At 73.4% G+C, this 23795-nt stretch carries 21 protein-coding genes, 1 other RNA gene and 2 pseudogenes; 11 read left to right on the forward strand and 13 right to left on the reverse strand.

The features are described 5' to 3' along the window. Positions 1-10 precede the first annotated feature (10 nt). Together ACI2LW_RS14410 and ACI2LW_RS14415 are read right to left on the reverse strand one after the other, a co-directional pair. A complete protein-coding gene (locus tag ACI2LW_RS14410) occupies positions 11-601 on the reverse strand; it encodes a hypothetical protein (RefSeq protein ID WP_404731497.1) in 591 nt (196 codons plus the stop codon). Next, complete coding sequence (locus tag ACI2LW_RS14415) at positions 598-1515, reverse strand: MerR family transcriptional regulator (RefSeq protein WP_404731498.1); 918 nt, start codon at positions 1513-1515, stop codon at positions 598-600. The genes ACI2LW_RS14410 and ACI2LW_RS14415 overlap by 4 nt, the downstream gene beginning before the upstream one ends. Before the next feature lie 178 nt (positions 1516-1693). On the opposite strand from ACI2LW_RS14415, the pseudogene ACI2LW_RS14420 reads away from it, so the two are divergent. Next, positions 1694-2271: pseudogene (locus ACI2LW_RS14420) on the forward strand (Uma2 family endonuclease). 61 nt (positions 2272-2332) lie between these two features. Continuing rightward, positions 2333-2738, forward strand: an RNA gene (rnpB, locus tag ACI2LW_RS14425) — RNase P RNA component class A. A gap of 231 nt (positions 2739-2969) precedes the next feature. Here the strand turns inward: rnpB and ACI2LW_RS14430 are convergent. The 4 genes from ACI2LW_RS14430 to ACI2LW_RS14445 form a co-directional block, all read right to left on the reverse strand. Next, positions 2970-3305, reverse strand: a complete 336-nt coding sequence (locus ACI2LW_RS14430) for a MazG-like family protein (RefSeq protein WP_404731499.1) — start codon at positions 3303-3305, stop codon at positions 2970-2972. A gap of 46 nt (positions 3306-3351) precedes the next feature. Further along, positions 3352-5247 carry an ABC transporter ATP-binding protein gene (locus ACI2LW_RS14435; RefSeq protein WP_404731500.1) on the reverse strand — a complete coding sequence of 632 codons (1896 nt, stop codon included), beginning with the start codon at positions 5245-5247 and terminating at the stop codon, positions 3352-3354. A 485-nt stretch (positions 5248-5732) separates the two neighbouring features. Next, entirely contained in the window at positions 5733-6953 is a 1221-nt protein-coding gene (fxlM, locus tag ACI2LW_RS14440) for a methyltransferase, FxLD system (protein ID WP_404731501.1), read from the reverse strand. 92 nt (positions 6954-7045) lie between these two features. After that, positions 7046-7336 (reverse strand): lanthionine synthetase LanC family protein, encoded by a 291-nt coding sequence (locus ACI2LW_RS14445; RefSeq protein ID WP_404731502.1) that lies wholly within the window; start codon positions 7334-7336, stop codon positions 7046-7048. A 172-nt stretch (positions 7337-7508) separates the two neighbouring features. Between ACI2LW_RS14445 and ACI2LW_RS14450 the strand changes: the two genes are divergently transcribed. After that, positions 7509-8747, forward strand: coding sequence for an IS256 family transposase (locus tag ACI2LW_RS14450; protein ID WP_404731503.1), 1239 nt, complete (start codon positions 7509-7511; stop codon positions 8745-8747). 13 nt (positions 8748-8760) lie between these two features. On the opposite strand, the gene ACI2LW_RS14455 is transcribed toward ACI2LW_RS14450, so the two are convergent. Both ACI2LW_RS14455 and ACI2LW_RS14460 read right to left on the reverse strand, forming a co-directional pair. Further along, positions 8761-9177, reverse strand: a complete 417-nt coding sequence (locus ACI2LW_RS14455; RefSeq protein WP_404731504.1) for a MazG-like family protein — start codon at positions 9175-9177, stop codon at positions 8761-8763. A gap of 86 nt (positions 9178-9263) precedes the next feature. Beyond that, a complete protein-coding gene (locus ACI2LW_RS14460; protein ID WP_404731505.1) occupies positions 9264-10232 on the reverse strand; it encodes a DUF5937 family protein in 969 nt (322 codons plus the stop codon). Positions 10233-10457: 225 nt separating this feature from the next. On the opposite strand from ACI2LW_RS14460, the gene ACI2LW_RS14465 reads away from it, so the two are divergent. After that, a complete protein-coding gene (locus ACI2LW_RS14465) occupies positions 10458-10664 on the forward strand; it encodes a hypothetical protein (RefSeq protein ID WP_404731635.1) in 207 nt (68 codons plus the stop codon). Beyond that, positions 10637-11458, forward strand: a pseudogene (locus ACI2LW_RS14470) (alpha/beta fold hydrolase); the annotation flags it as partial. The gene ACI2LW_RS14465 and the pseudogene ACI2LW_RS14470, both read left to right, overlap by 28 nt. Here ACI2LW_RS14470 and ACI2LW_RS14475 read toward each other — a convergent pair. Next, on the reverse strand, positions 11436-11993 hold the full coding sequence (locus ACI2LW_RS14475; protein WP_404731506.1) for a DoxX family protein: 558 nt from the start codon (positions 11991-11993) through the stop codon (positions 11436-11438). The pseudogene ACI2LW_RS14470 and the gene ACI2LW_RS14475 sit on opposite strands and share 23 nt — an antisense overlap. A 166-nt stretch (positions 11994-12159) precedes the next feature. Between ACI2LW_RS14475 and ACI2LW_RS14480 the strand changes: the two genes are divergently transcribed. Both ACI2LW_RS14480 and ACI2LW_RS14485 read left to right on the forward strand, forming a co-directional pair. Continuing rightward, positions 12160-12486, forward strand: coding sequence for a nuclear transport factor 2 family protein (locus ACI2LW_RS14480; protein ID WP_404731507.1), 327 nt, complete (start codon positions 12160-12162; stop codon positions 12484-12486). 159 nt (positions 12487-12645) lie between these two features. Next, the gene (locus tag ACI2LW_RS14485; RefSeq protein WP_404731508.1) at positions 12646-13944 is read left to right on the forward strand and encodes a D-alanyl-D-alanine carboxypeptidase family protein; all 1299 of its coding nucleotides are present in this window, start codon (positions 12646-12648) and stop codon (positions 13942-13944) included. Between the two features lie 321 nt (positions 13945-14265). Here ACI2LW_RS14485 and ACI2LW_RS14490 read toward each other — a convergent pair whose 3' ends face one another. Continuing rightward, the gene (locus ACI2LW_RS14490; RefSeq protein WP_404731509.1) at positions 14266-15321 is read right to left on the reverse strand and encodes a Gfo/Idh/MocA family protein; all 1056 of its coding nucleotides are present in this window, start codon (positions 15319-15321) and stop codon (positions 14266-14268) included. 88 nt (positions 15322-15409) lie between these two features. On the opposite strand from ACI2LW_RS14490, the gene ACI2LW_RS14495 reads away from it, so the two are divergent. The 3 genes from ACI2LW_RS14495 (at position 15410) to ACI2LW_RS14505 (ending at position 19505) form a co-directional block, all read left to right on the forward strand. Then, positions 15410-17065: a multidrug effflux MFS transporter gene (locus ACI2LW_RS14495; protein WP_404731510.1), complete on the forward strand. Its 1656-nt coding sequence runs from the start codon at positions 15410-15412 to the stop codon at positions 17063-17065. Next, entirely contained in the window at positions 16978-18192 is a 1215-nt protein-coding gene (locus ACI2LW_RS14500; RefSeq protein WP_404731511.1) for a serine hydrolase domain-containing protein, read from the forward strand. The genes ACI2LW_RS14495 and ACI2LW_RS14500 overlap by 88 nt, the downstream gene beginning before the upstream one ends. Before the next feature lie 317 nt (positions 18193-18509). Further along, on the forward strand, positions 18510-19505 hold the full coding sequence (locus tag ACI2LW_RS14505; protein ID WP_404731512.1) for a small ribosomal subunit Rsm22 family protein: 996 nt from the start codon (positions 18510-18512) through the stop codon (positions 19503-19505). A 186-nt stretch (positions 19506-19691) separates the two neighbouring features. On the opposite strand, the gene ddaH is transcribed toward ACI2LW_RS14505, so the two are convergent. Beyond that, positions 19692-20513 (reverse strand): dimethylargininase, encoded by an 822-nt coding sequence (gene ddaH, locus ACI2LW_RS14510; RefSeq protein ID WP_404731513.1) that lies wholly within the window; start codon positions 20511-20513, stop codon positions 19692-19694. Between the two features lie 395 nt (positions 20514-20908). Between ddaH and ACI2LW_RS14515 the strand changes: the two genes are divergently transcribed. After that, on the forward strand, positions 20909-21643 hold the full coding sequence (locus ACI2LW_RS14515; RefSeq protein ID WP_404731514.1) for a bifunctional DNA primase/polymerase: 735 nt from the start codon (positions 20909-20911) through the stop codon (positions 21641-21643). A 220-nt stretch (positions 21644-21863) separates the two neighbouring features. Here ACI2LW_RS14515 and ACI2LW_RS14520 read toward each other — a convergent pair whose 3' ends face one another. Next, complete coding sequence (locus tag ACI2LW_RS14520) at positions 21864-22799, reverse strand: hypothetical protein (RefSeq protein ID WP_404731630.1); 936 nt, start codon at positions 22797-22799, stop codon at positions 21864-21866. A 121-nt stretch (positions 22800-22920) separates the two neighbouring features. Next, positions 22921-23793: an iron uptake transporter permease EfeU gene (gene efeU / locus ACI2LW_RS14525; RefSeq protein WP_404731515.1), complete on the reverse strand. Its 873-nt coding sequence runs from the start codon at positions 23791-23793 to the stop codon at positions 22921-22923. Between the last annotated feature and the right edge of the window lie 2 nt (positions 23794-23795).

Consider the following 23795-nt stretch of genomic DNA (forward strand, 5'->3'; position numbering starts at 1 on the left):
GGTGTCTCCTTCAGGTAGCGCTCGGCGCCAGCGTACTGAGCGCCCGGACCAGCCGGTCGGCCTCCTCGGCGTGGAAGCGGACCACCCGCACCCGCCGCCGCCCGCCCAGGAGGGTGACGTGGGTGACGGGGGCGGCCAGTTCCACCGTGACGGAGGTCTGTCCTCCGACGGGGACGTCCAGCTCGCCGTCGGCCCGCTCGCGCCGTTCCCGCGCGAACCGCGTCTCCCGCCGTACGGAGGCGATCGCCTCCAGCGGGATGCGCAGATCGACGTGCGCGGCGTGCCGTACGCGCAGCTCACCGGCGGTCAGCACGTGCGGGCGGACCACGCAGGAGGCGTGCAGGGCGATCACGAACACGACGGCGTAGGCGTCCAGGAACAGCATCACCGCGTGCGCGGCGGGCCAGTCCCGCAGCAGCACGGACATCGTCAGCGTCTCGACCAGGCACACGAACGCCAGCCCCGCCATGACCGCGCCCTGCCCGCGGGCGTACCCGAAGGCCCGCCCGCCGCCGGTGCCGTGGGTACGCCGGGCCGCCCACAGCGCAAGCCCGGCGAACAGCCGCAGTTCGTGCCGCGCCAGCAGGAGAACGGCCCTCATCCCGCCGCCCCCTGCCCGCCGCCCCCGCAGCCCCCGCGACCCCGGGCGAGCAGCCGCAGCGCCTGCCGGACGGCCTCGGCCTGGGCGGGAGCGAAGTCGGCGTACAGGGCCCGCAGAAACCCGTCCACGCCCCGGCCCCCGCCCCCGCCCCGTCCTTCGCCGTCGCCCCCGACCGTCGCGGCGCCGTCCCGCCCCGGCACGGCTTCCGCCACGGCATCCGACACCGCCCCCGGCACCGCTTCCGGCACCGCCTCCACCCCCAGGTCCGGGAACCCACCCGGGAGCATCTGCGGCGGTATGCACTCCGCGACCGCCCGCGCGGTCTCGGCCACCCGCGGGTCGTCGGGGGCCGCGTCGGCCAGCGCGTCGAGCATCGTGTACGCCCGGTGCGCCCGCGCGATCGCCTCGGGCGAGGCGAAGGCGCTGCTCAGGGCCTCCGCCATCCGCTCCCGGTCCGCGGGGGCGGCGGTCGTCTCCAGCAGCGCGAGGATCTCCCGGTCCTTGGCGGCCATCGGGGAGCCGGGCAGCCTGGCCGCCGTCTCGGCGAACAGTGCGGCCAGTCCCGGCGAGACCGGCCCCTCGGCCGGCAGCTCTCCCGTGTCCAGCAGGGCGCGCAGCCGGGCCCTGCGGTCCCGGATCGCCGCCTCCTGACGTGCCAGGTCGGCGTCGAGCTCCTCCAGCACCTCGGCGAGGTCCCGCCCCGCGTCCTCGGCGAGCACGTCCCGTACCTCCGCCAGGCCCAGCCCGAGCTCCGTCAGCCGCCGGATCCGGGCCAGCGCGACGGCGTGCCGCAGTGTGTAGTGCCGGTAGCCGTTGGCCCGCCGCTCCGGCTCGGGCAGCAGGCCCAGATGGTGGTAGTGCCGCACGGTCCGCGTGGTGACCCCGACGACCGCGGCGAGTTCTCCGATCCGCATGAGGCAAGTACAGACGTTGACGCTGCGTGAGGGTCAAGACGGGCGGACGGCGAGCGGCACGGCGGTGCCTGACGGGGGCGGTGCTCCTGTGCCACGATCGAGGGAACGGCTCCCGATCTCTCGGACAGGTGATCCTCGGATGTCCCACTCTGGCGACCGACCGAGGGAGGGGCGTGACATGACCGCCGTGGCGCACGAGCCCACCACGCCGGCCGAGGGCCTGCTGGAGATCTTCCTGTCCCTCGGCACCCCGGAGGGCTTCCGGGCCGAACTGATCGAGGGAGAGATCGTCGTGACGCCGCCGCGGGACGGGGAGCACGAGAAGTACATCAGCCGCGTCGTGAGGCAGGTGATCAGACGGTCCCGGACCGACATGGACTTCTCGGGGAACAAGGGCCTGAAGCTGCCCAGTGCGGGGCGTGCCCGAAGAGCCATGTGATCCCCGAGGTCACGTTCGGCGCCGTGGAACTCGACCTGTTCGGCACCGCGGACCCGTGGATGCCCGCCGACGGTGTGGCCATGGTGCTGGAGGTGACGTCCACCAAGCCGCAGACGGACCGCGAGGCCAAACGCCGCTGCTACGCCCGGGCGGGCGTCCCCCTCTGCCTGCTCATCGACCGGGAGCCGGCGTCGGTGACCTTGTTCAGCGACCCGAAGGAGGACGACTACCGAGCGCACTGCACCCGCCCCTTCGGCAAACCCCTCACCCTCTCCGAGTCCTTCTCCTTCGACCTGGAGACCAGGGACCTCCTCTGACCTCCCGCGCCTGGATGGACCGGGCACCCGGCGCGCCCGGTACAATGGTCGGTACGGCAGACGAGCCGGGCGGACGGCCGCGTGGAGTACCCCTGACGGGGTGCTTCCCGAGGAACGTCCGGGCTCCACAGGGCAGGGTGGTGGCTAACGGCCACCCGGGGTGACCCGCGGGACAGTGCCACAGAAAACAGACCGCCGGGGACCACGGTCCTCGGTAAGGGTGAAACGGCGGTGTAAGAGACCACCAGTGCCCAGGGTGACCTGGGCAGCTAGGTAAACCCCACCCGGAGCAAGGTCAAAAGGGAACCCCCCGGGGTTCCTGCGCGGACGTTCGAGGGCTGCCCGCCCGAGTCCGCGGGTAGACCGCACGAGGCCGGCGGCAACGCCGGCCCTAGATGGATGGCCGTCGCCGGAGGGCCCGCGAGGACCCCCCGGAACAGAACCCGGCGTACAGCCCGACTCGTCTGCCGTTCCCTGTTTTCGCAGGTCAGGCGCCGTTTCTTCGGTGTGGACAGATCGGCCGGGTCGAATCGGGGTCGAAGCGCGTCACGATGACTGCTCCGCACAGACCGCAGGCCAAGATCACTGACGCGAAGCGCCGTCAAAACTCATGAAGACTTATCGCCCCAGAGATCGCTAACCGCCGCTCAAACTGGTCGACAAACGCTGTCACTGAAGGTGAACGAAGCCAGTCGCGCTCAATGGTGGAGGCGATGACGCCGTGCCCACGGTCGCGTAGGGCCTTCACTGTCGGTGTGCCGGGCGAACACATTGCGAGCATCCGGGTTCATCCGCATCAAGGCCACCATGCCGGTCACGATGACGTCGCAGACCTCCGCCTGAACTTCCTCCCAGGTGTGGGAGAAGCCCTTGCGAGGGTTCTGCCCCATCGCTCCGATCACGGCCTCGGCGACTTCGCCGGCCTCCTCCTGAATCTTGAGCAACTGCAGGAGGACCCGCTGTTCGCGGGGGAGCGTGGAATGTTCCTCCAGCCGGGTGGCGAGACGGGCGATCGTGGTCCAAGCCTCGTTCACGTGGGGCTCCAAGGTGCGTCGGTCATCGATGTGGGTGAGGGACGGGTCAGCGGTCCTGGGCGAGAGCCACGAGTTCCGCGAAGAGGCCGCCGGCGTTGACGAGGTCGTCGTACCGGCCCTGTTCGATGATCCGGCCGTGCTGCATGACCACGATCCGGTCGGCGAGGCGGGTGTTCTCCAGCTGATGGGTGACCACGATGGTCATCCGATCGGCTGCGATCCGCTTGATCTCCAGGAAGATCTGGTGCTCGCCGCGGGGGTCCATCTGGGAGGTCGGCTCGTCCAGGATGAGCAGGGGGGTGCGCCGGTAGAGGGCGCGGGCGCAGGCCAGGCGCTGCCACTGGCCGCCGGACAGCTCGGCGCCGCCGAACAGCTCGCGTGCGAGGAGGGTGTCGAGCTGCCGGGGCAGTTTCTCGATGGCCTCGCGCATACCGACGGCGTCGACGGCGTCCCATACGGGGCCGTCGTCGAAGGTGCGGGGCTGGCCGAGGGTGATGTTCTCCCGGGCGCGCAGGGGCCAGCAGGCGAAGTTCTGCGGGACCAGTGCGGTGCGCTTCCACACCGACTCGGGGTCGGCCTCGGCGAGGTCGGTGCCGTCCCACAGGACGCGGCCCTTGTCGGCGAGCAGGATGCCGGTGATGAGCTTGGTGAGGGTGGACTTGCCGGAGCCGTTCTCGCCGACGATGGCGAGGATCTCGCCGCGGCGCAGGGTGAGGGAGACGCCGGCCACCGCCGGCTGGTCCTTGCCGGGGTACTGGTAGGCGACCTCGTCGAGGCGGATCTCGTCCACCTGCTCCGGGATGGTCAGGGGGCCGCGGTGGGGGGCTTGTTTGGCTGCGGTGTCGAGGAAGGACCGCATGTCGGCGAGGTAGAGGGAGGTGTGGAAGAGAGCGGCGCCGTGGATGACGACCTGTGACAGGGCGGCGAGCGCGGTCTGGACGCCGACCACGGCGGTGGCGGCGACCGGTAGGCCGACCCGGCCGGTGGAGGCGAGCCAGGCGAGGGCCGCCCAGGTGAGCAGGAGGAACAGGCCGCCGAGAGCGGAGGTTGCCAGGACGATGCGGAGCATGCGCGGTGCCGCGGTCAGGGTGCGCTGGTCGATGCGTTCGGACAGGGCGCGGTACCAGTAGGTGAGGTAGCCGGTCATGCCGTTGGCGCGGACCTCGTCGCCATGGCGGGGGTAGGTGGCCCACCAGCGCATCATGCCGCGGACGTTGCGGTCACCGACGTTGGCGTAGTGGGTCTCGTAGTCGATGCGGGCGGATAGCACGGCTCCGGCGCCGGCGGGGAGCACGGCGAGGAGCAGTAGCGGGAGCAGCATCCAGTGCAGTGCGGTGATCACGCCGGCTGCGGCGATCATGCGGATGAGCGCGGACATGAACAGCTGGGCGTCCTTGACCATCATGGTGGTGCGGGTGACGCCGACCTCGGCGGCTTCCTGTCGGTCGGCGAAGCCGTCCGTGCCGTAGGCGGAGGCTTCGACGCGACAGACCGCGGAGACCAGGGCGACATCGGCCTCGGTGGCCAAGCGGGGCGTGATCCGGCCGTCGGCGTAGGAGGCGAGGGCGCTGCTGACCCGGCCGATGGCCGCCGCGGCCGTGACCACCGTGAGGGCGGGGAGGGCGGCGTGCAGGCGTTCGGTCACCGTGCCGGCGCCGAGGAGGTGGGTCATGGCCTTCGCAGTGAAGCCCAGGACAACGGCGGCCGTAGTTCCGGTGAGAATCTGACTGGCGAGGAGAAGGACGACTCCGTGCCGGTCGACGGCCCACGCCATCCATGTGGTGTCGCCGAGGACCGACGGCAGCCGTGCGCACATCTTGCGGAAGTCGGCTTCTTCCAGCGGGTTCTTCCCGAACTTTCCCTCGTAGACGATGGTGGCCGGCGGTGGGGGCGGAGGCGTTGGGGAGCTTTCGGCAGAGGCGGCGGTCTGGGGCACCTGCATCCCTCCTTGGGGTTGGCGCCGTGCCTGGATGGTCCGGCGGTGCCTGGCTCAACGAGGTGGAGAGCGAATCGAACACGCTCGATTCCGGTCGCTGGCGCGGCCCAGAAACAGGGGGCGTCGCACGTACGGCAGCGGTGCTGTACGGCTTGCCGCGGAACTGAGACTGGCCGAAACGCCGACGCTTGTTGCAGGAGCGGCTGGTGGGTTTTGCAGAGGCGGGATGGTGGCTGTCCGAGTGGTTGGTCAGCCACCATCCCGCCGCGGTGAGGTAGAGGGGGCAGCCACGCACCTGCCGCCCCTGCGCTGCAGTGGTGACGATGTGGCCGAACCGGAAGCCGTTTCTCGACGGTCTGGACCAGGAGTGGCCGTAGGCGTTCCGGTGCAGCGTCGTAGGCAGCGCCCAGGGTGAGAGTGAAGTTCGCAGCCATGACACGGCAGCGGACGCATCCGTTGCGCCAACTGCCGCGCCAGGTCGAGGGCGAGAATCAGTACGTGATGACCAAGCGGCCTGATGGCTTGCCGATGACGTGTCCGCTGGCCATCTTCTCGTCGGGAGTCCCCGCCGGGTACGCGATGATCGACGGTGGCAGGGTGCGGTCGTCGTCCCAGGCGCGCAGCTGCACACACAGTCGCTCGGCCAGTTCCTGGCCGGCCGGCCCGTACCCGGCGGCGCCCAGCCGATACCGCTTGCTGCCCTGAACGTCCACCGGTTCGAGAACCAGGTACGCCAGGGAGTCGCCTTCGACCAGGGCAGGGCTCAGAGCGGGGATGGCCGGGCGATGGAGGCCGGCGGCGCTGGCGAAGGCCTCGGGGCGGACGGTGATGCGGCAGGTCGCCGGATCCACTGCGCTGAGGCGGAGCCAGATCGCGTCGAGGGGTTCGTCCGGTGCGACGGCTACGTTGGTCCACAGGAGGTGTTCCTTCGCCTCGGCCAGGCTTTTGCGCAGGCTGAGCGCGTGGATGGGCTGGTCGGCATCCCAGTACAGCTTGACCAGGTGGTCCTCGTCGACGTAGCCCTCACGTTCGCCGTCCTGGCCGATCATCGGCAGGAAGCCGCAGGTGGCCAGGGACTCCGAGCGCAGGCAGTCGGCCTCGCGGACGAAGGCGATGCTGCGAGTCAGGCCGCGCCAGCGCAGCGGAAGCACCAGGCGGCCACCGACGGCCAACTGATCCCACCAAGATGCGGGCAGGTCCCATACACCGACGGTGGCGATCAGCCGGTCGAACGGCGCATATTCGGGGGCTCCCAGGGCGCCGTCGCGCGTGAGGACCCGCACGTCGCTGAAGCCGGTCGCGTCGAGCCGCTGCCGCGCGTGGGCAGCGACGTCCTCGTGGTAGTCCAGCGTGGTGACGGTCCCGGTCGGGCCGGTGATGTGTCGCATGAGGGCGGCGTTGTAGCCGGTGCCCGCGCCGGCCTCCAGGATGTTGTTGCCCGGCTGGATGGCCAGTTGGGCGAGCATGAAGAACACCACGTCGGGCTGTGAGGCGCAGCTGAGGGGCAGGGCGTCGGGGTCCGGGTTGTCCTTGATCGTTACGGCCTGGTTGGCGTAGGCCAGTTCCAGAGACGCCTGGGGAATAAAGTCGTGCCGGGGGACCGTGCGCATCGCGTCCTCGACCCGGGCGTCGTAGAGGCCTGGGAGGCTGGCCTTCACGATCCGGTCGACCAGGCGGTTGCGCAGTTCCTGCGGAGTGCTGTGCTCAGTCATACATGTCCTTCCGGGAGCGCCCGGCTCGTCCTGTGCGGAGTGCGGGCAGAGCCTAGCTACGTCGTGGTGGTGGGAAATGGTGGTGAATCGGGTCAGCCGCTCAACAGCAGGAAGAGATCCCAACTCGTCTCGGGCGTGGCGCACTTGGAGTCGTCGAGGCGGACCAGGTCCAGTCCCGCGGTGCCCTCCATGAGTGTGGAGTGGGCCGGTGGCCCGTGCTCTTCGAGGTGCGTCGTGAGCCCGGCCCAGAGCCTTGGGAGCAGGTCGTAGAGCTGTCCGTCCTTCTCGTCCTCGGCAGCACGTCGGGCCGCCTGTATGAGCCCCGACCACCCGTGGCACAAGGAAGCATCGGTCAGTAGGGCGAGCTGTTGCGGGTCCAGCAAACATCCGGCGAGTGCCTGCTCGGCATGCTCCTGGGGTTACGTCCTGGGAAGTGGTGTACGGGCTCCCACCTGATCCGGGCGTTTGGCCCGGCGTCGGAGTGAGGGCACGGATATGAGAACGGCCACCGGCTGATCTTTCAAGACGACCAAGTCTTTGAAGGAGATCAGCACGATGACCGCACCCGACAGTCTGCCCCTGCACGCCCTCGCGGAGGACAATCTCGCCTCGGCGAGTCCGGACCTGCTGCGCGCGATGGTCAAGACGTTCGCCGATGCCCTCATGTCGGCGGAGGCCGACGCCCTCTGCAACGCCGAATACGGGCAGGTCAGCGACGAGAGGGTCAACCACCGCAACGGCTATCGCCCGCGCGAGTGGGACACCCGCGCCGGGACCGTCGAGCTCGCCGTTCCCAAGCTGAGGCAGGGCAGCTACTTCCCGCACTGGCTCCTCGAACGCCGCCGCCGGGCCGAACAGGCCCTCATCTCTGTGGTCGCCACCGCCTACCTCCTCGGCGTCTCCACCCGCAGAGTCGAGAAACTCGCCGAGTCCCTGGGCGTTACCCAGCTGTCGAAGTCCCAGGTCAGCGCGATGGCCAAACACCTGGACGAGCAGGTCGCCGCCTTCCGCAACCGTCCACTGGACGCCGGCCCGTACTCGTTCGTCTGGGTCGACGCCCTGACGCAGAAGGTCCGCGAGGGCGGCCGGATCATCAACGTCCACGTGCTGATCGCGGTCGGCGTCAACGCCGACGGCCACCGCGAGATCCTCGGCATCGACGTCGCCACCGCCGAGGACGGCGCCGGCTGGCTCGCCTTCCTGCGTTCCCTGATCGCCCGCGGCCTGTCCGGCGTCCAGCTCGTCATCTCCGACGCCCACGCCGGCCTGGTCGACGCCATCGGCGCGGTCCTGCCCGGCGCCGCCTGGCAGCGCTGCCGCACCCACTACGCCCGCAATCTGCTGACCCAGGTCCCGAAGTCGGCCCAGCCCTGGGTGGCCACGCTGCTGCGGACGGTCTTCGAACAGCCCGACACCGAAGCGGTCCAAGCACAGATGACCCACGTCCTGGACGCGCTGGAGGCCAAGTTCCCCAAGGCTGCCGCCCACTTGGACGCCGCCCAGCACGACCTGCTCGCCTTCACGGCCTTCCCGCGGGAGATCTGGCGGCAGATCTGGTCGAACAACCCGCAGGAGCGGCTGAACAAGGAGATCCGCCGCCGCACCGACGTGGTCGGCATCTTCCCCGACCGCACCGCCGTCATCCGGCTCGTCGGAGCGGTCCTGGCCGAGCAGAACGACGAGTGGACCGAAGCCCGCCGCTACATGGGCCGCGAACTCCTCGCCAAGGCCCGCCTCCACCCGATCGAGTCAGAAACCGACGACACCGCCCTGCCCACCGAACTCACCGCATAGCCTCAGACCGAGATCACCGAGTGGCCGTCGATACACCACTCCAGCGGACGTGACCTCCGGTCGGCCCTGCCAGCGAGCGTTGCGTGACCCGCGACAGGTGGGCGGTGAAAACCTCCTGGGCTTCCGGGGTGAGGGTGCGGAGGGCGACCAGGGCTGTGATGGTCACGTCGCAGAGTTCCGCCTGTACGTCCGCCCAGGTGTGCGTGGTGCCCTTGCGGGGGTTCTGGCCGGTGGCGCCGATCACCGCCTGGGCGACCTCGCCGACCTCCTCGGACAGCTTGAGCATGCGCAGCAGCAGGTCCTCGCGGGTGTCGTGGACGCGGTGGGCGTCCAGCCAGTGCCACAGCGCGTCGATGGAGGACCACAGGTCCTCGGGCGGGGGAGCGGTGGGGGCGGGCCCGGGGGTGCGGTGCGGATGCTGAGCGGTCATGGGCGCAGCCTGCCACGGACCGGGTGTACGGACCGGGTGTACGGCGGGGCGCGTGATCCCGCACTCCCGGTGCCCGGCGGGCCGCCTCACGGGAGCGGGGCGTCCAGCAGGTGGGCCGCGCGTTCCGTGCGCAGGTGCAGGGCCGTGCGGCCGGTGCGCCGGGTCGAGACCAGGCCGGCCGCGCGCAGCGCGCCCAGGTGCTGCGAGACCGCGCTCGGGGTGATGCCCAGGCGGCCGGCCAGGGCCGTCGTCGTGAGGGGTTCGGCCAGGGCGGTCAGCAGCGCCGTCCTCGTACGGCCGAGGACCGCGGCGAGGCCCGCCGGGGCGGTCGCGGGCCGCTCCCAGAGCAGGCCGACGCCGAGCGCCGGGTAGCGGATCGACGCGGCGGCCACCGGGGACTTGTCGACGCCCACGTCGGGCCAGTTGAAGACGCCGGGCAGCAGGACCAGGCCGTGCCCGCGCGTGTCCACCGTGTGGGCGGCGCGCGGGGTGCGCCGGCCGTTGACCACCAACTGGCCGTCGTCCCAGGCGATGTCCTCGTGCAGACCGGCGAACAGCGCCTGGACGCCGCCGTCCACCAGAGTGAGCGCGCGCCGGGCGACGTCGGCCTCCAGGACCGCGCGCATCCGGCCCCAGTGCGGGGCGACCAGCAGTTCGTGGCAGCGGTGCAGGGCCCCCGCGAGCCGTGGCAGGACGGACTCGGGCGCGGGGGCGTCCTCGGCGGGAACGCCCGTGACGGCGCCGTACTCCCGGCGGAAGAAGGTCTCCTCCGTGGCCCGCAGCGCCTCCAGTTCCGTCGCCGCCGACGGCAGCCGTTCCTCCGGCACGGGGAACAGGAAGGAGGGCAGCGGCCCTGCGATCAGCGCCCGCAGCAACGACAGTTCACGCTCGCCGGTCAGCAGGGGCCGCGCCCCGTCCGCCCAGGGCCGGTGCACCGCGTGCCCGCCCGCGCCGCCCAGCAGGATCCGCAGCGCCAGCACCGTCTCGCCCAACGGGGAGAGGGCGAACCGCACCCTGGCGACCGACGCCGCGGTGAACCTGATCCCGACCGCCATGCCCGCCGCCCATCGTGTAGCTGTGGCTGAACGATAGGCCGGATGCGGCCGCCGCCTCCACGCTGCCGGGCATGGACTTCTTCACCTCGTACGACGGAACCGCCCTCGCCTGCCACACGACCGGCGACGGGGGTGCCCCCGCCGTGGTCTGCCTGCCCGGAGGGCCGATGCAGGACTCCGCGTATCTCGGCGATCTCGGCGGCCCCGGCGAACCCGGCGGCCAAGGTGGACCCGGCGGTCCCGGTGGACTCGGCGGCCAAGGTGGACCCGGCGGTCCCGGTGGACTCGGCGGCCAAGGTGGACCCGGCGGTCCCGGTGGACCCGGTGGACTCGGCGGCCAAGGTGGACCCGGTGGACCCGGTGGACTCGGCGGTCCCGGTGGACCCAGCGGCCCAGGCCGCCCCGGCGGGCTTTCCGCCCACCGCCGGCTGATCAGGCTGGACCTGCGCGGCACGGGACGCTCGGCGACGCCCGAGGACCCCGCAACCTACCGCTGCGACCGGCTCGTCGGCGACGTCGAGGCCCTGCGCGAGCACCTCGGCCTGGACCGGATGGACCTGCTGGCGCATTCGGCCGGCGCGAACCTGGCGGCCCTGTACGTGAGCCGGCACCCGGAACGCGTCCGCAGTCTCACGCTCGTCACGCCGAGCGTCGTGGCTGTCGGCCTGACGATCGCCGGGGAGGTACGGCTCGGGACGGCGCGGCTGCGCCGGGACGAGCCGTGGTTCCCGGAGGCGTACACGGCCCTGGAGGCGGTCGCCGCCGGGAAGGGGACCGCCGCCTCGTGGCAGGCCGTCGCGCCGTTCTTCTACGCGCGCTGGGACGGGGCGGCCCGGGCGCACCGGGCCGCCGAGGACGGGCAGCGCAACCAGCGGGCCGCACAGGTGTTCGCGGCCGACGGGGCGTTCGATCCCGACGCCGTCCGGGCGGCTCTGGGGCGCTTCACGCCGCCGGTGCTGGTGCTCGCGGGGGAGTTCGACGTGGCGGCGCCGCCCCCGGTGATGGCCGAGTACGCCCGGCTGTTCCCGAACGCCGCCCTGGTGGTCCAGGACGGCGCCGGCCACTTCCCCTGGCTCGACGACGCCGGCCGCTTCGCGGACATCGTGCTGGCGTTCCTGGAGGGGCGGGGTGGCGGCCCTCGCGATGTGCCCGGTGTATCTGGTATCTCCGGTGCGCCTGGTGTGCCCGGTGCGTCCGGTGTGCCTACTCCATCAAGTCCTCGCTGAACAGCGACTCCTGTTCGCCCTCCTTCTGCCGGCGCAGCCACTTGATGCGGGCGCCCACGACCACGGCCGTCGCCGCGCCCACCGTGGCGAAGGCCGCCGGAACCATCCAGCCCCGGTCGACCGTGTGGCCGAGGGCGTGGTCCAGGGACAGGCGGCCGGGGCCGGTCACGGCCAGCCCGGCCGCGGTCAGGCCGAGGGAGGCGGCGTACTCGTAACCGCCTTCCTGGGCGAAGAAGCCGTTGGGGGCGTGCACCGCCGCCGCGCCGGCCATCGCCCCGGCCGCCGCCGCACCCGCCGCGGGGGTCGCCAGGCCCATGGCGAGCAACAGGCCGCCGCCCGTCTCCGCCAGACCGGCCATCGTGGCGCTGGCCTTGCCCGGCCGGTAGCCGATGGACTCCATGTACTGGCCGGTTCCCTCCAGTCCGCCGCCGCCGAACCAGCCGAACAGCTTCTGCGCTCCGTGCGCGGCCAGCACTCCGCCCGTGCCCAGCCGGAGCAGCAGCAGGCCCAGATCGCGTCGGTCGTAACAGGTCACGGTGACTCCCCGGACAGACAGGACAGACAGGACAGACAGGACAGACAGGACAGACAGCAGGGGCAGTCCCCTCCGCGTGTCCACCGTCGCACCCTCCACACCCGCCCGGCCCGTTGTGGACGCCGTTCGGGTGGCGGGCGCCCGGGAGCGGTGTGACGCTTCCGGCATGACGATTCAGACCGCCAAACTGAGCGACCCGGCCGTCCGCGCCTTCGTCAACGCCGTCAACTCCCATGACCGGGAGGGCTTCCTGCACCTCCTCGCGCCCGGCGCGACCATGTCGGACGACGGCGCCGAGCGCGACCTGGCCGAGTGGATCGAGCAGGAGATCTTCAGCACGCACGGCCACATGGAGGTCGACAACGAGTCCAACGGCGGCCGCTGCCTCCTCGCCCGCTACCGCAACGACACCTGGGGCGAGATGCGCACCCGGTGGAGCTTCGTCGTCACCGACGACGGGCGCATCTCACGCTTCGAGACCGGGCAGGCGTAACCGCAGCGCAGACATGCGGCGGGCGCGGCGGGCGGCAGCACCGTGGGTGCGGCGGAGGGCGCCCGGTCCGCGCGTCGCCCCGGGCAGAGCGTTCGCCTTCGATCGGGTGAGTCACGTCGCCCCTTTGGTGATCCTTTGATCATCCTTTGAGGTCCCGTCATGCGCGGGCACAGGCTCGCTCTGTACGGTCCCGGGGTGCGTGATTCCTCTACGTCCCCCACGTCCCCCCACCTGTCCCGTCGTTCCCTGCTCGGCCTGGCCGCCGCCCCCTTGGCCGCCCCGCTCGCCGCCGCCCCGGCGATCGCCTCGGCCGGCCCGGCCCTCGCCGCGGCCCCCGAGGACACCACCGCGGTCGGCGGCTCCCGGTTGGCCCGAGCCGGAGTGCAGGTGCGCGGCGCCGCGGGGCTGCCCACCAAGCTCAACTCCCGTGCCTGGCTCGTCGCCGACGCCGAGACGGGCGAGGTGCTCGCCGCCTACCGCGCGCACCAGCGTCTCGCCCCCGCGTCCACGCTGAAGATGCTGTTCGCGGACACGCTGCTGAAGAAGTTCGACCGCGCCGAACGGCACACCGTCACCGCCGCCGACCTGGCCGGCATCCCCGCGGGCTCCAGCCTCGTCGGTGTCCGGGCCGGCATCACCTACACCGTCGAGCAGTTGTGGCAGGGCGTGTTCCTGCGCTCGGGCAACGACGCCGTGCACGTGCTCGCCCACATGAACGGCGGTGTGGACAGGACCGTGGCCGAGATGCAGGCCAAGGCCGAGGACCTGCAGGCCCTGGACACCCATGTGGTCAGCCCGGACGGCTTCGACCACCCGGGGCAGCTCTCCTCCGCCTACGACCTGACCCTCTTCGCCCGGCACGGGCTGCGCGACGCCGACTTCCGCGCCTACTGCGGCACCCGCGTCGCCGACTTCCCGGCCGGCGGGGGGAGGACCTTCCAGATCCAGAACACGGACCGCCTGCTCACCGGCGCGTGGGGCCTGAAGTCGTACGACGGCCTGATCGGGGTGAAGAACGGCTACACCAGCAAGGCCGGCAACACCTTCACCGGCGCGGCCGTCCGCCGGGGACGTACGCTGATCGCCACGGTGATGCACCCGGCGGCCGGCGTCAACGCCGTCTACGAGGAGACCGCCGCCCTGCTCGACTGGGGCTTCGACTACGGGCGTTCGGCGCGGGCGGTGGGCACGCTGGCCGAGCCGCTGAGCGAGGGCGGGGCACGCGCGCAGGCGGCCCCCGCGCGGAAGACCGTCCGGCCCGCCGCCGGGGCCGCCGGAGCCGCCGGGGCGTCCGGCGCGGCCGCGGACGGCCCCTCCACCTGGCGGCTGCTGGAGGGCGGCGCCGGTACGGTCGCGCTGCTCGCGGGCGGTCTGTGGGCCCTGCGCCGGCGCCGGGCGGCGGCGGCCGGGACGCGGGGCGGGCCGGTGGCCGAATCCGGCGGCCGGCACCGGCGTTGAACCACGGCCTTGCCCCCCACCGCTGGTGCCCCCACCGCTGTCGACCCCCGGCGGCAGCCGTTCCACGCACCGGTGCGCACCCCGCGGTCCCGCGCGGGGCCCACCCCCCAAAGGTGCCGGTGGAACGGCTGCCGCCTCCCCCCTTGATGTGGCCGGCGGCTGACGGAAGTTCACTGCCCCAACTGTGAAGCTTTGGTGGAGGAGGTGTCGAGCATAAGCCCGCTACCGGCCGAATTGGTGCGGAGTTCTACATTCCGGTTGTGAGGGTTGAGGGGCCCGGGTCGCAGGGGCGGCGGGGCGGCGGGCCCCTGCCCGGCCGTCTCAGGCGGCCGGCACCGGCTCCGGCGCCTGCCGCGTCTCCGGCTCGTCGCCCGGGTAGCGCACGCCGATCCGCTGCCGGATCGCGTCCAGCGTCCGCATCACCGCGAGCGTGCCCTCCAGCGGCACCACCGGTGACTCGGTCTCACCGGCCCGCAGCGCCCGCATCACCTCCAGCGCCTCGTGCCGGAAGCTGGTGCGCGGGCCGTCGGCCGGGTCGGCCGTGAACTCCTCGGGGTCGCGGCCGTCCCGGTGCAGGACGAACCGGTCCGGCTGGAAGAACCCCGACGGTACGTCGATGCGGCCGGCCGAGCCGGTGACCGAGGCGCATGTCGCCGTACCGCCGCTGATGGAGCAGTGCAGCGAGGCCAGCGCGCCGCCGTCCCAGGAGAGCAGCGCGCCGGTCTGCAGGTCGACGCCCTCGGGGGAGAGCACCGCCCTCGCCGTCAGCTCCGCGGGCTCGCCCAGCAGCAGATGCGCGAACGACACCGGGTAGACACCGAGGTCGAGCAGCGCGCCGCCGCCCAGGAGCGGGTCGCGCAGCCGGTGCGCGGGCGGGAACGGCCCGGCCAGCCCGAAGTCCGCCTGGACCGTGCGGACCTCGCCGATCGCGCCGTCGTCGACCAGCGCCTTCAGCCGCCGTACCAGCGGATTGCAGTACATCCACATGGCCTCCATCAGAAAGCGGCCGTGCTTCCTGGCCAGGGCCACCAGCTCCGCCGCCTGCCGGACGTTGAGGGTGAACGGCTTCTCGCACAGCACATTGCGCCCGGCCTCCAGGCACAGGCCGGCCGCCGCCCGGTGGGCCGCGTGCGGGGTGGCGACGTAGACGACATCGATGTCGGCGTCCTGCGCGAGGGACTGCCAGTCGCCGTAGGCGCGCGGGATGCCGAACCGGTCGGCGAACGCCTGCGCCGACTCCGGGCTGCGCGAGGCCACCGCCACGACCTCGGCGTCCGGCAGATCCACCAGGTCCGCCGCGAAGGCCGCCGCCATGCCGCCCGTGGCGAGAACACCCCAGCGCACCTTCTGCTCCGTCACCCCGGATATTCCGGTCATCCCGGTCCCCACCCTCGTCCATGTGTCCCTAGGCACGGTGTACGAGCTGAGAGCATAGGTGGCGCAGCGGCACGGGAGGGAGGGACGCATGTCCGAGGGTGGGGCGCCGGCACCGCACGCGTCGCGGGGGGAGACGGAGGGGGCCACGCACCCCGTCGAGCCACCCGCACCCGCACCCGCACCCGCCGCCTCCGCGCCCGCCCCGTCCGCACCCGCCGCCTCCGCGCCCGCCCCGTCCGCACCCGCCGCCTCCGCGCCCGCCCCGTCCGGGCCCGCCGCCTCCGCGCCCGCCCCGTCCGGGCCCGCCGCCTCCGCGCCCGCCCCGTCCGGGCCCGCCGCCTCCGCGCCCGTCCCGTCCGGGCCCGCCGCCTCCGCGCCCGTCCCGTCCGGGCCCGCCGCCTCCGCGCCCGGCCCTTCCGCGTCCGGCCCCTCGACATCCGCCCCCTCCGCGCCCGTTCCCACGGGCGGGCCGGACGCCCGCCGCGCCCGCCGCGCGGGCCTCCTGGTGACCCTCGCCCTCGGCGGGCTCACCGCCACGCCCCCGCTGGCGATGGACATGTACCTCCCCTCGCTCCCGGAGGTCACCCGCACCCTGCACGCCCCGGCCGCCACCGTCCAGCTCACGCTCACCGCCTGCCTGGCCGGCATGGCGCTCGGGCAGCTCGTCGTCGGTCCGATGAGCGATCGCTGGGGACGCCGGCGCCCGCTGCTGACCGGTCTGGCCGTCTACGTCCTCGCCACCGCGCTGTGCGCGCTCGCCCCTACCGTCGAGGTGCTGGTCGCCCTCCGTCTCGCCCAGGGCCTGGCGGGCGCCGCCGGCATCGTGATCGCCCGCGCGGTCGTCCGCGACCTGTACGACGGGGTGGCGATGGCCCGGTTCTTCTCCACGCTCATGCTGGTCTCCGGGGCCGCCCCGATCGTGGCGCCGCTGATCGGCGGGCAGGTGCTGCGGGTGACGGACTGGCGGGGCGTGTTCGCCGTGCTCACCGTGGTCGGGGTGCTGCTCGCCGGGCTGGTGTGGGCGCGGCTGCCGGAGACCCTGCCGCCCGCCGGGCGGCACGGCGGCGGCGTCGGCGAGGCGCTGCGCCCGATGCGCGCGCTGCTCGCCGACCGCGCCTTCACCGGCTACGCGCTCGCGGGCGGCTTCGCCTTCGCCGCGCTGTTCGCGTACATATCGGCGTCGCCGTTCGTCGTCCAGGAGATCTACGGCGCCTCCCCGCAGACGTTCAGCCTGCTGTTCGGGCTGAACTCGGTCGGGCTGGTCGTCGCCGGGCAGGTCAACGGCAAGGTGCTGGCCGGGCGGGTCCGCCTGGACCGGGTGCTGGGCGCCGGCCTCGGGGTGGTCGTCCTGGCCGCGGGCGCGCTGCTGCTGATGGCCGCGGGCGCCCTCGGCGAGGTGGGGCTCGCCCCGGTGGCCGCCGCGCTGTTCGTGCTGATGTCCGCGATGGGCGTCACCCTGCCCAACACCCAGGCCCTCGCCCTGATGCGGACCCGGCACCACGCGGGCTCCGCGTCCGCGCTGCTCGGCACCTCCTCCTACCTCATCGGCGCGGTGGCCTCCCCGCTCGTCGGCGTCGCCGGGGAGCACACCGCCGTACCCATGGCGGTGGTCCAACTGGTGGCCGCACTGGTGGCGCTGGTCTGCTTCGTGGCAATGTGCCGTCCCTGGAACGTGTCCGCGGGCGCGGAGGGCGGGGGCACGACCCGCCCGCGCCGCGCCGAGAACCTGGGGGAAGACAGCTGAGCGCACCGAGACTCCGCCGGGACACCCCGGAGAAGGCCGGACTCGACGCCCGGGAACTCAGCCGCCTCGTCCGCGAGGTGCACGACCTCACCACCGGCGACCGCCCCTGGGCGGCGGGCGCCGTCGTGGTCGCCGGACGCGGCCCCGTCGTCGCCGTGGCCGAGGCCGCGGGCTGGGCCGTGCGGTACGCGTCCTACGATCCCGCGAGCGACCGCGGCGTCGAACTGCCGTCCGAGGCGTGGGTGCCGATGACCGTGGACACGCCCTTCGACATCGCCTCGCTCACCAAGCTGTTCACGGCGGTCGCCGCGGTGCAGCAGATCGAGCGGGGCACGCTGGGCGTCGACGCGCGCGTGGGGGCGTATCTGCCGGAGTTCCGCGCGGCCGCCGCGCACGGCGTGACCGTACGGCAACTGCTCACCCACACCTCCGGGCTGCGCCCCGAACTGCCGCTGTACGACTGCCCGGACGACACGGCCCGGCTGGCCATGCTGCGCGCCGAACCCCCGGTGGGCGTGCCCGGCACCTACACCTACTCGGACCTGAACCTGCTGCTCCTGCAGCAGGTGCTGGAGCGGATCACCGGCCGCGGCCTGGACGTCCTCGTCCGCGACGGCATCACCCGCCCGCTGGGGATGGCCTCGACCCGCTTCGGGCCCTGCCCCGGCGCGGCGGCCACCGAGGACCAGCGGCGGCCGTGGGCCAAGGCGGACCGGGGGATGCTGCGCGGCGAGGTCCACGACGAGAACGCCTGGGCGCTGGGCGGGGTGGCCGGGCACGCGGGCCTGTTCTCCACGGCGGGGGACCTCGCGGTCTTCTGCCGGGCGCTGCTGGCCGGCGGCGCCTACGGGCCCGCGCGCATCCTCGGCCCCGACTTCGTGGAGCTGCTGCTGACGCCGCCGGGGCTGGGGTTCGCCGTGGACCAGCCGTGGTTCATGGGGGAGCTGGCGGGGCGCGGGGCCGCGGGCCACACGGGCTTCACGGGGACGTCCCTCGTCCTCGACCCGGCGACGGACACGTTCCTGGTGCTGCTGGCCAACACGGTGCACCCACGGCGCCGGCCCCCGGACAGCACGCCCCGGGCAGCGGCGGCGACCCGGCTGGCACGGGCGGTCCGAGGGGGCTGACCCCGGGGGGCTGACCCCGGGGACGGCTCCCGGACGCCTCCCCGAGTGCGGCTCCCGGTCGCCTCCGGGGCGCGCCTCGCGACTGCCTCCCCGGCTGTGGGCGGGGGTGTGCGCGCCTGCGGGTCGGACAGCCGGTGCCCGTCCGGGGCCGGGACTCGAGGGGGCCGCCCGGAGACGGAGACGGAGAGGGAGACGGAGACGGAGACGGAGAGGGAGACGGAGACGGAGAGGAAGACGGAGACGAAGGCCGCCGGTCTCCGGCGTGGGGCCGTGGCGCCCCGTGCCGGGCACACCGGGCGGGCTGAGAGAATCGCGGGGTGAACGAGCCGTACGCCCCGCCTCCCGCGGAGACCCTCCGTGCCGCGCTCTCCGGTCTGCTCGACGGGCTGCCGCCGCGGCAGGCCGCCGGGGCCGTGGAGCGGCTGATCGCCAGCTACCGGGGCAGCACCCCGACCGACGCGCCGATCCTGCGGGACCGCGCCGACGTGGCCGCGTACGCCGCGTACCGGATGCCGGCCACGTTCGAGGCGGTGCGCGCGGCCCTCGCGGAGTTCGCGGACGCCGTCCCCGGGTGGGCGCCGGGCGGCCACGTCGACGTCGGCGGCGGTACGGGCGCCGCGACCTGGGCCGTCGCCGCCACCTGGGACGGCGTCCGGCCGGTCACCGTGCTCGACTGGGCCGAGCCCGCCCTCGCCCTCGGGCGGGAGATCGCCTCGGCCCACCCCGCCCTGCGGGACGCCCACTGGCGGCGCGCCCGGATCGGCGCCGCGCTCGCCCTCGACCCCACCGACCTCGTCACCGTCTCCTACGTGCTCGGTGAGCTGACCGAGGCCGACCGCACGGCCGTCGTCGACGCCGCCGCCGGCGCCGCGCGGGCCGTGGTGGTCGTCGAGCCCGGCACGCCCGACGGCTACGCCCGTGTCATCGCCGCCCGCGAACGGCTGATCGCGGCCGGGTTCCGCATCGCGGCGCCCTGCCCGCACAGCGCCGCCTGCCCGATCGAGCCCGGTACGGACTGGTGCCACTTCTCGGCCCGGGTCAGCCGTTCCTCCCTGCACCGCCAGGTCAAGGGCGGCTCGCTCGCCTACGAGGACGAGAAGTTCGCCTACGTCGCCGCCACCCGCCTCCCGGCCACCCCCGCCGCGGCCCGCATCGTGCGGCGCCCGCAGATCCGCAAGGGCCAGGTCCTGCTCGACCTGTGCGAGCCCGAGGAGCGGCTGCGCCGCGGAACGGTCACCAAACGCCACGGCGACCTGTACAAGGCGGCCCGCGACGCGGACTGGGGCGACGCCTGGCCGCCCCGGGAGCCCTAGCCGGCACGGCCGCGCGGGGCGGCGCCTCCCGTCCGGCGGCCCCTCCCGTCCGGCGGCCCCTCCCGTCCGGCGGCGCCTCCCGTCCAGCGGGCACGACCCCGCGCGGTCGACGGGGTCGACGCCCCCCGTCCGGCCCAGCCCGCGCGGCCGGCCCAGCCCGCGCGGCCGGCTCGGGCCGCGCGGTTCTCACCCCCGTAGCTCCAGCGAGCAGCACTTCACGCTGCCGCCCGCCTTCTGCAGCTCGCTCAGGTCCACCCCGACCGGTTCGAAACCGTGCTCGCGGAAGGCGTCGCACAGCCCGGCCGCCGCCTGCGGCAGCACCACGTGCAGCCCGTCCGAGACGGCGTTCAGGCCGAAGGCCAGCGCGTCCTCCTCGGCCACGAGCAGCGCCCGCGGGAACAGGCGCCGCAGCACCTCCCGGCTGCCGGGGGAGAAGGCACCCGGGTAGTACGCCACCTCGTCCGCCTCGTCGTCCAGCACGGCGAGCGCCAGGTCGAGGTGGTAGAAGCGGGGGTCGGCCAGCTCCAGGCCGATCACCGGGCGGCCGAAGTACTCCTGGGCCTCTCCGTGCGCCAGCGGATTGGTGCGGAAGCCGCGCCCGGCCAGCAGATACGACGCGGTGACGGCGAAGTCGCCCTCACCCTCGTTGATGTGCACGGGCATGTGCAGGTGCGGGAAGCCGTGCGCGGCGAACCACTCCAGGTGCGCCTCGGCCTCCGGCTCCCGCTCCGGGTGGGCGAACCGGGCGCCGAAGACCCGGCCGTCGGCCACCGTCGCGCCGTTCGCCGTGAACACCATGTCGGGCAGCGCCGGCTCGGGCTCCAGCTCCTCGACGGTGTGGCCCAGGGAGCGGTACAGCTCCCGCAGCTCCTCCCACTGGGCCAGGGCCAGCGCCGTGTCGACCGGCTTGGCCGGGTCCATCCACGGGTTGATCGCGTACGCGACGTCGAAGTGCGCGGGTGGGCACATCAGATAGCGCCGGGGTCGGGCGCGACGGGAAGGTTCCAATGGGGGCTCCTCGGGACGGGTACCGGAGGATCGCTCGCCGGCGCGGTCGGACGTTTCCTTGGTGCGCCCGGTGGTGCGTCCGGGTGCGGCCGGGGCACCCGGCTGGAGTGTCCCGGTGGTGCTTTCGTGCCCATGGTGCGGCCCGGGGACGCGTTCGCGCGCGGGCCGCGGGCCGTCCTTCGGCCGCCCGAGTGACATCCCGGCGTCCGGGCCGCCGGGCTGTCCGGGGCGCCCGCCGTCGCCGTGCCCGCCCGCCTGTGGTGCCCGCCCGCCGTGGGTGCCCGCCGTGGGGTGCCGTACGCCGCGCGTCCACCCCGGATGCGGGCCGCGGTCACCCGAGGCGCAGGATGGTGGGACCATAGGGCATGCTGTCCACACCGGAGGCGAGGGGATAGATGAGCGCGGAGTTCGGCGGCCGCACCGGCCGGCGGGGAAAAATCTCCCAGTGGCTGCGCGGACGCCGGCCGAAGGAGACCGCCGGCGACGGCGGTCGTGAGGCCCTGCTGCTCGCCGCCGCCGCCGCGGGACTGCCCCTCGCGCCCGCCGCCCACCCGGGGGCCGGCTACGGCTGTTCCTGCGACCGCGTCGGCTGTCCCACGCCCGCCCGGCACCCGGTGTCGTTCGCCTGGCAGACCCAGTCCACGACCGACCGCGCGCAGATCGAGCGCTGGGCGCGGCACCAGCCGCAGGCCAACTTCATCACCGCCACCGGCATGGTGCACGACGTGCTCGACGTGCCGCTGGAGGCCGGACGCGAGGCGCTGGAGCGGCTGCTGTCCGCCGGTGTCGAGGTCGGCCCGGTCGCCGAGAGCGACGACGGCCGCATGCTGTTCTTCACCCTCACCCGCGGCACGCCCGAGGACGAGGACGAGTGGTGGCCCTGCGAGCTGGACTGCCACCCGGAGACCATGGACGAGCATCCCGGCCTGCGCTGGCACTGCCGCGGCTCCTACGTCCTCGTACCGCCCGCCCGGCTGCCCGGCGGCGACGAACGGCAGGTGAAATGGGTACGCGGTCCCGAGCACCCGCTGCCGGACCCGCTGACCCTGCTGGAGGACCTCACGGACGCGTGCGCCCGCCACACCGGCGACACCGACCACGCGGGCACCGCCTGGCCCCTGCGCCACTGAACCCCACCCCTTCGGTGAACCGCGGCGCCCGCGGGAACCGGCCGCGAACCTGGTGCTGTGGCCGGAAAGGTTTGCCGGAAAGCTCGCGGCGTCCGGTGCGGTGCATCGCAAGGCGGACCATCACCCGCGTACTGGACGTACTCGGGTGATGCGACAACGCGGCGAGGTGCCGTGCCGGGCGTCGTGAGCCGGTGAACCTATCCGGTCGCAGCACTACTAGCTAGCTGCCCTGCGCCGACGTGAGGCCCTGGATACGGCCCAGGAGTGCGATCTGCCGGGCCGGGCCGGCCGTGGGCGGGTCGAGGGCCACCTCGTTGGAGACGAACTCCATCGTCAGGGACTGCTTGATCTCGCCGGTCGTCAGCGCCCGCACGTCCTGGTTCGGCGCCGGCACCGACGCGCCGGCCGCGGCCGTCTGCTTCTCGTAGTGGTGCGAGGCGAAGAACACCAGCGCACCGCCGTCCGTGGTGCGCAGCGCCAGCGGGGCGTAGGAGCCGTTGGTCAGCGGCTCGTCGATGTACTGGGTCGCCAGGCCCGGCCGGGCCGCGTCCTTGGCGCGCAGCTCGCGCCAGCCCGAGGTGTGCGTGCCCGGCGCGAACGCCTGCCCGCCGCTCCTGAGGTACGTCGTGTAGCCCTTGCTGAGCCCGGCGGGCGGCACGGACAGTCCGGTGGCGTCCGCCGGCACCGCCTCCGCCCAGCCGTCCGCGTCCTTCTTGAACTCCGGGACCCTGCCGGGCGCGACGAGCGTCAGATACGCCACCCGCCAGCGCTCGCCGAGCCCGTCACGGACGAAGACCAGCAGCCAGCGGGCGTCGCCGCCCTTGTTGGCCCGGGTGTCGGCCAGGAACCAGCGCGGCCAGCCCGCCTTCTTGGGGATGGTGAACTTCGCGTCGCTCAGCTTCAGCGGGGTGTGCCCGGCGTTGCCGCCCGGGCTGTTGACGTGGCCGGCCTTGAGCCGCGCCGCGTCGATCGCACCGAGCGCGCCGGTGACGTAGGCCGCGTCCAGCGAACTGTCGTACGCCTTGTCCGCCTTGTTGTACGCGTCGGTGAACCGCTCCAGCGCCGTCGCGGCCTCGGCGCGGGTGGTGGCCGGGAGCACCTCGCGCTCCCCGTGCACCACCACGCATCCGCTCGCCGTCAGGAACAGCGCGGCCACCGCGAGCGCCACCGGCGTCCTCCGCCCGAAGGCCCTCCGCCCGAAGGTCCGCCCGCAAGCCGCCCGCACCGGCCGCCCCGGCCGATCCGCCGGCGCAGTGCGCTCCGTCCGCTCCGTCCGCTCAAGCCTGCGAAGCCTGTGAGGGCCGCGAACCTGGCTCATCAGCTACCGTCACCTTCCCCTTCCCGGAGGCGAACCCTACCGGGGCGAAGAAGAACGTGAGCGTCGGTACCAGGTACAGCAGCCACACCGTGACCTGGAGGACGGTCGGGTCGGGCTGGAAGTTGAACACGCCCTTGAGCAGCGTGCCGTACCAGCTGTCCGGCGGGATCGCGCCGCTGATGTCGAAGGCCGGACTGGTCAGGCCGGGCAGCCAGTCGGCCTCCTGAAGGTCGTGGAAGCCGTACGCCAGCACACCCGCCGCGACCACGACCAGCATGGCGCCGGTCCAGGTGAAGAACTTGGCCAGGTTGATGCGCAGGGCGCCCCGGTAGAACAGCCAGCCCAGCAGGACCGCCGTGGCCAGGCCGAGGGCGACGCCGACCAGCGGGCGCGGGGTGCCGTCGGAGGCCGCGTGCACGGACGCCCACACGAACAGCGCGGTCTCCAGCCCCTCCCGGCCCACCGCGAGGAACGCGGTGGCCACCAGCGCGCCGGTGCCCATGGCCAGGGCCGCGTCCAGCTTGCCGTGCAGTTCGGACTTCAGGTGCCGGGCGGTGCGCCGCATCCAGAACACCATCCAGGTCACCAGGCCCACCGCGAGCACCGACAGCGAGCCGCCGAGCGCCTCCTGCGCCTGGAACGTCAGCTCCTGGGAGCCGAATTCGAGGACGCAGCCGAAGCCCATGGCGATCGCGACCGCGATGCCGATGCCCGTCCAGATCGGCCTCAGGGCGTCCCTGCGGCCGGTCTTGACCAGGTAGGCGATCAGGATGCACACGACGAGGCTGGCCTCCAGCCCCTCGCGCAGACCGATCAGATAGTTGGAGAACACGG

This window comes from Streptomyces sp. NPDC004065 (assembly GCF_044903565.1).
Taxonomy (GTDB): domain Bacteria; phylum Actinomycetota; class Actinomycetes; order Streptomycetales; family Streptomycetaceae; genus Streptomyces.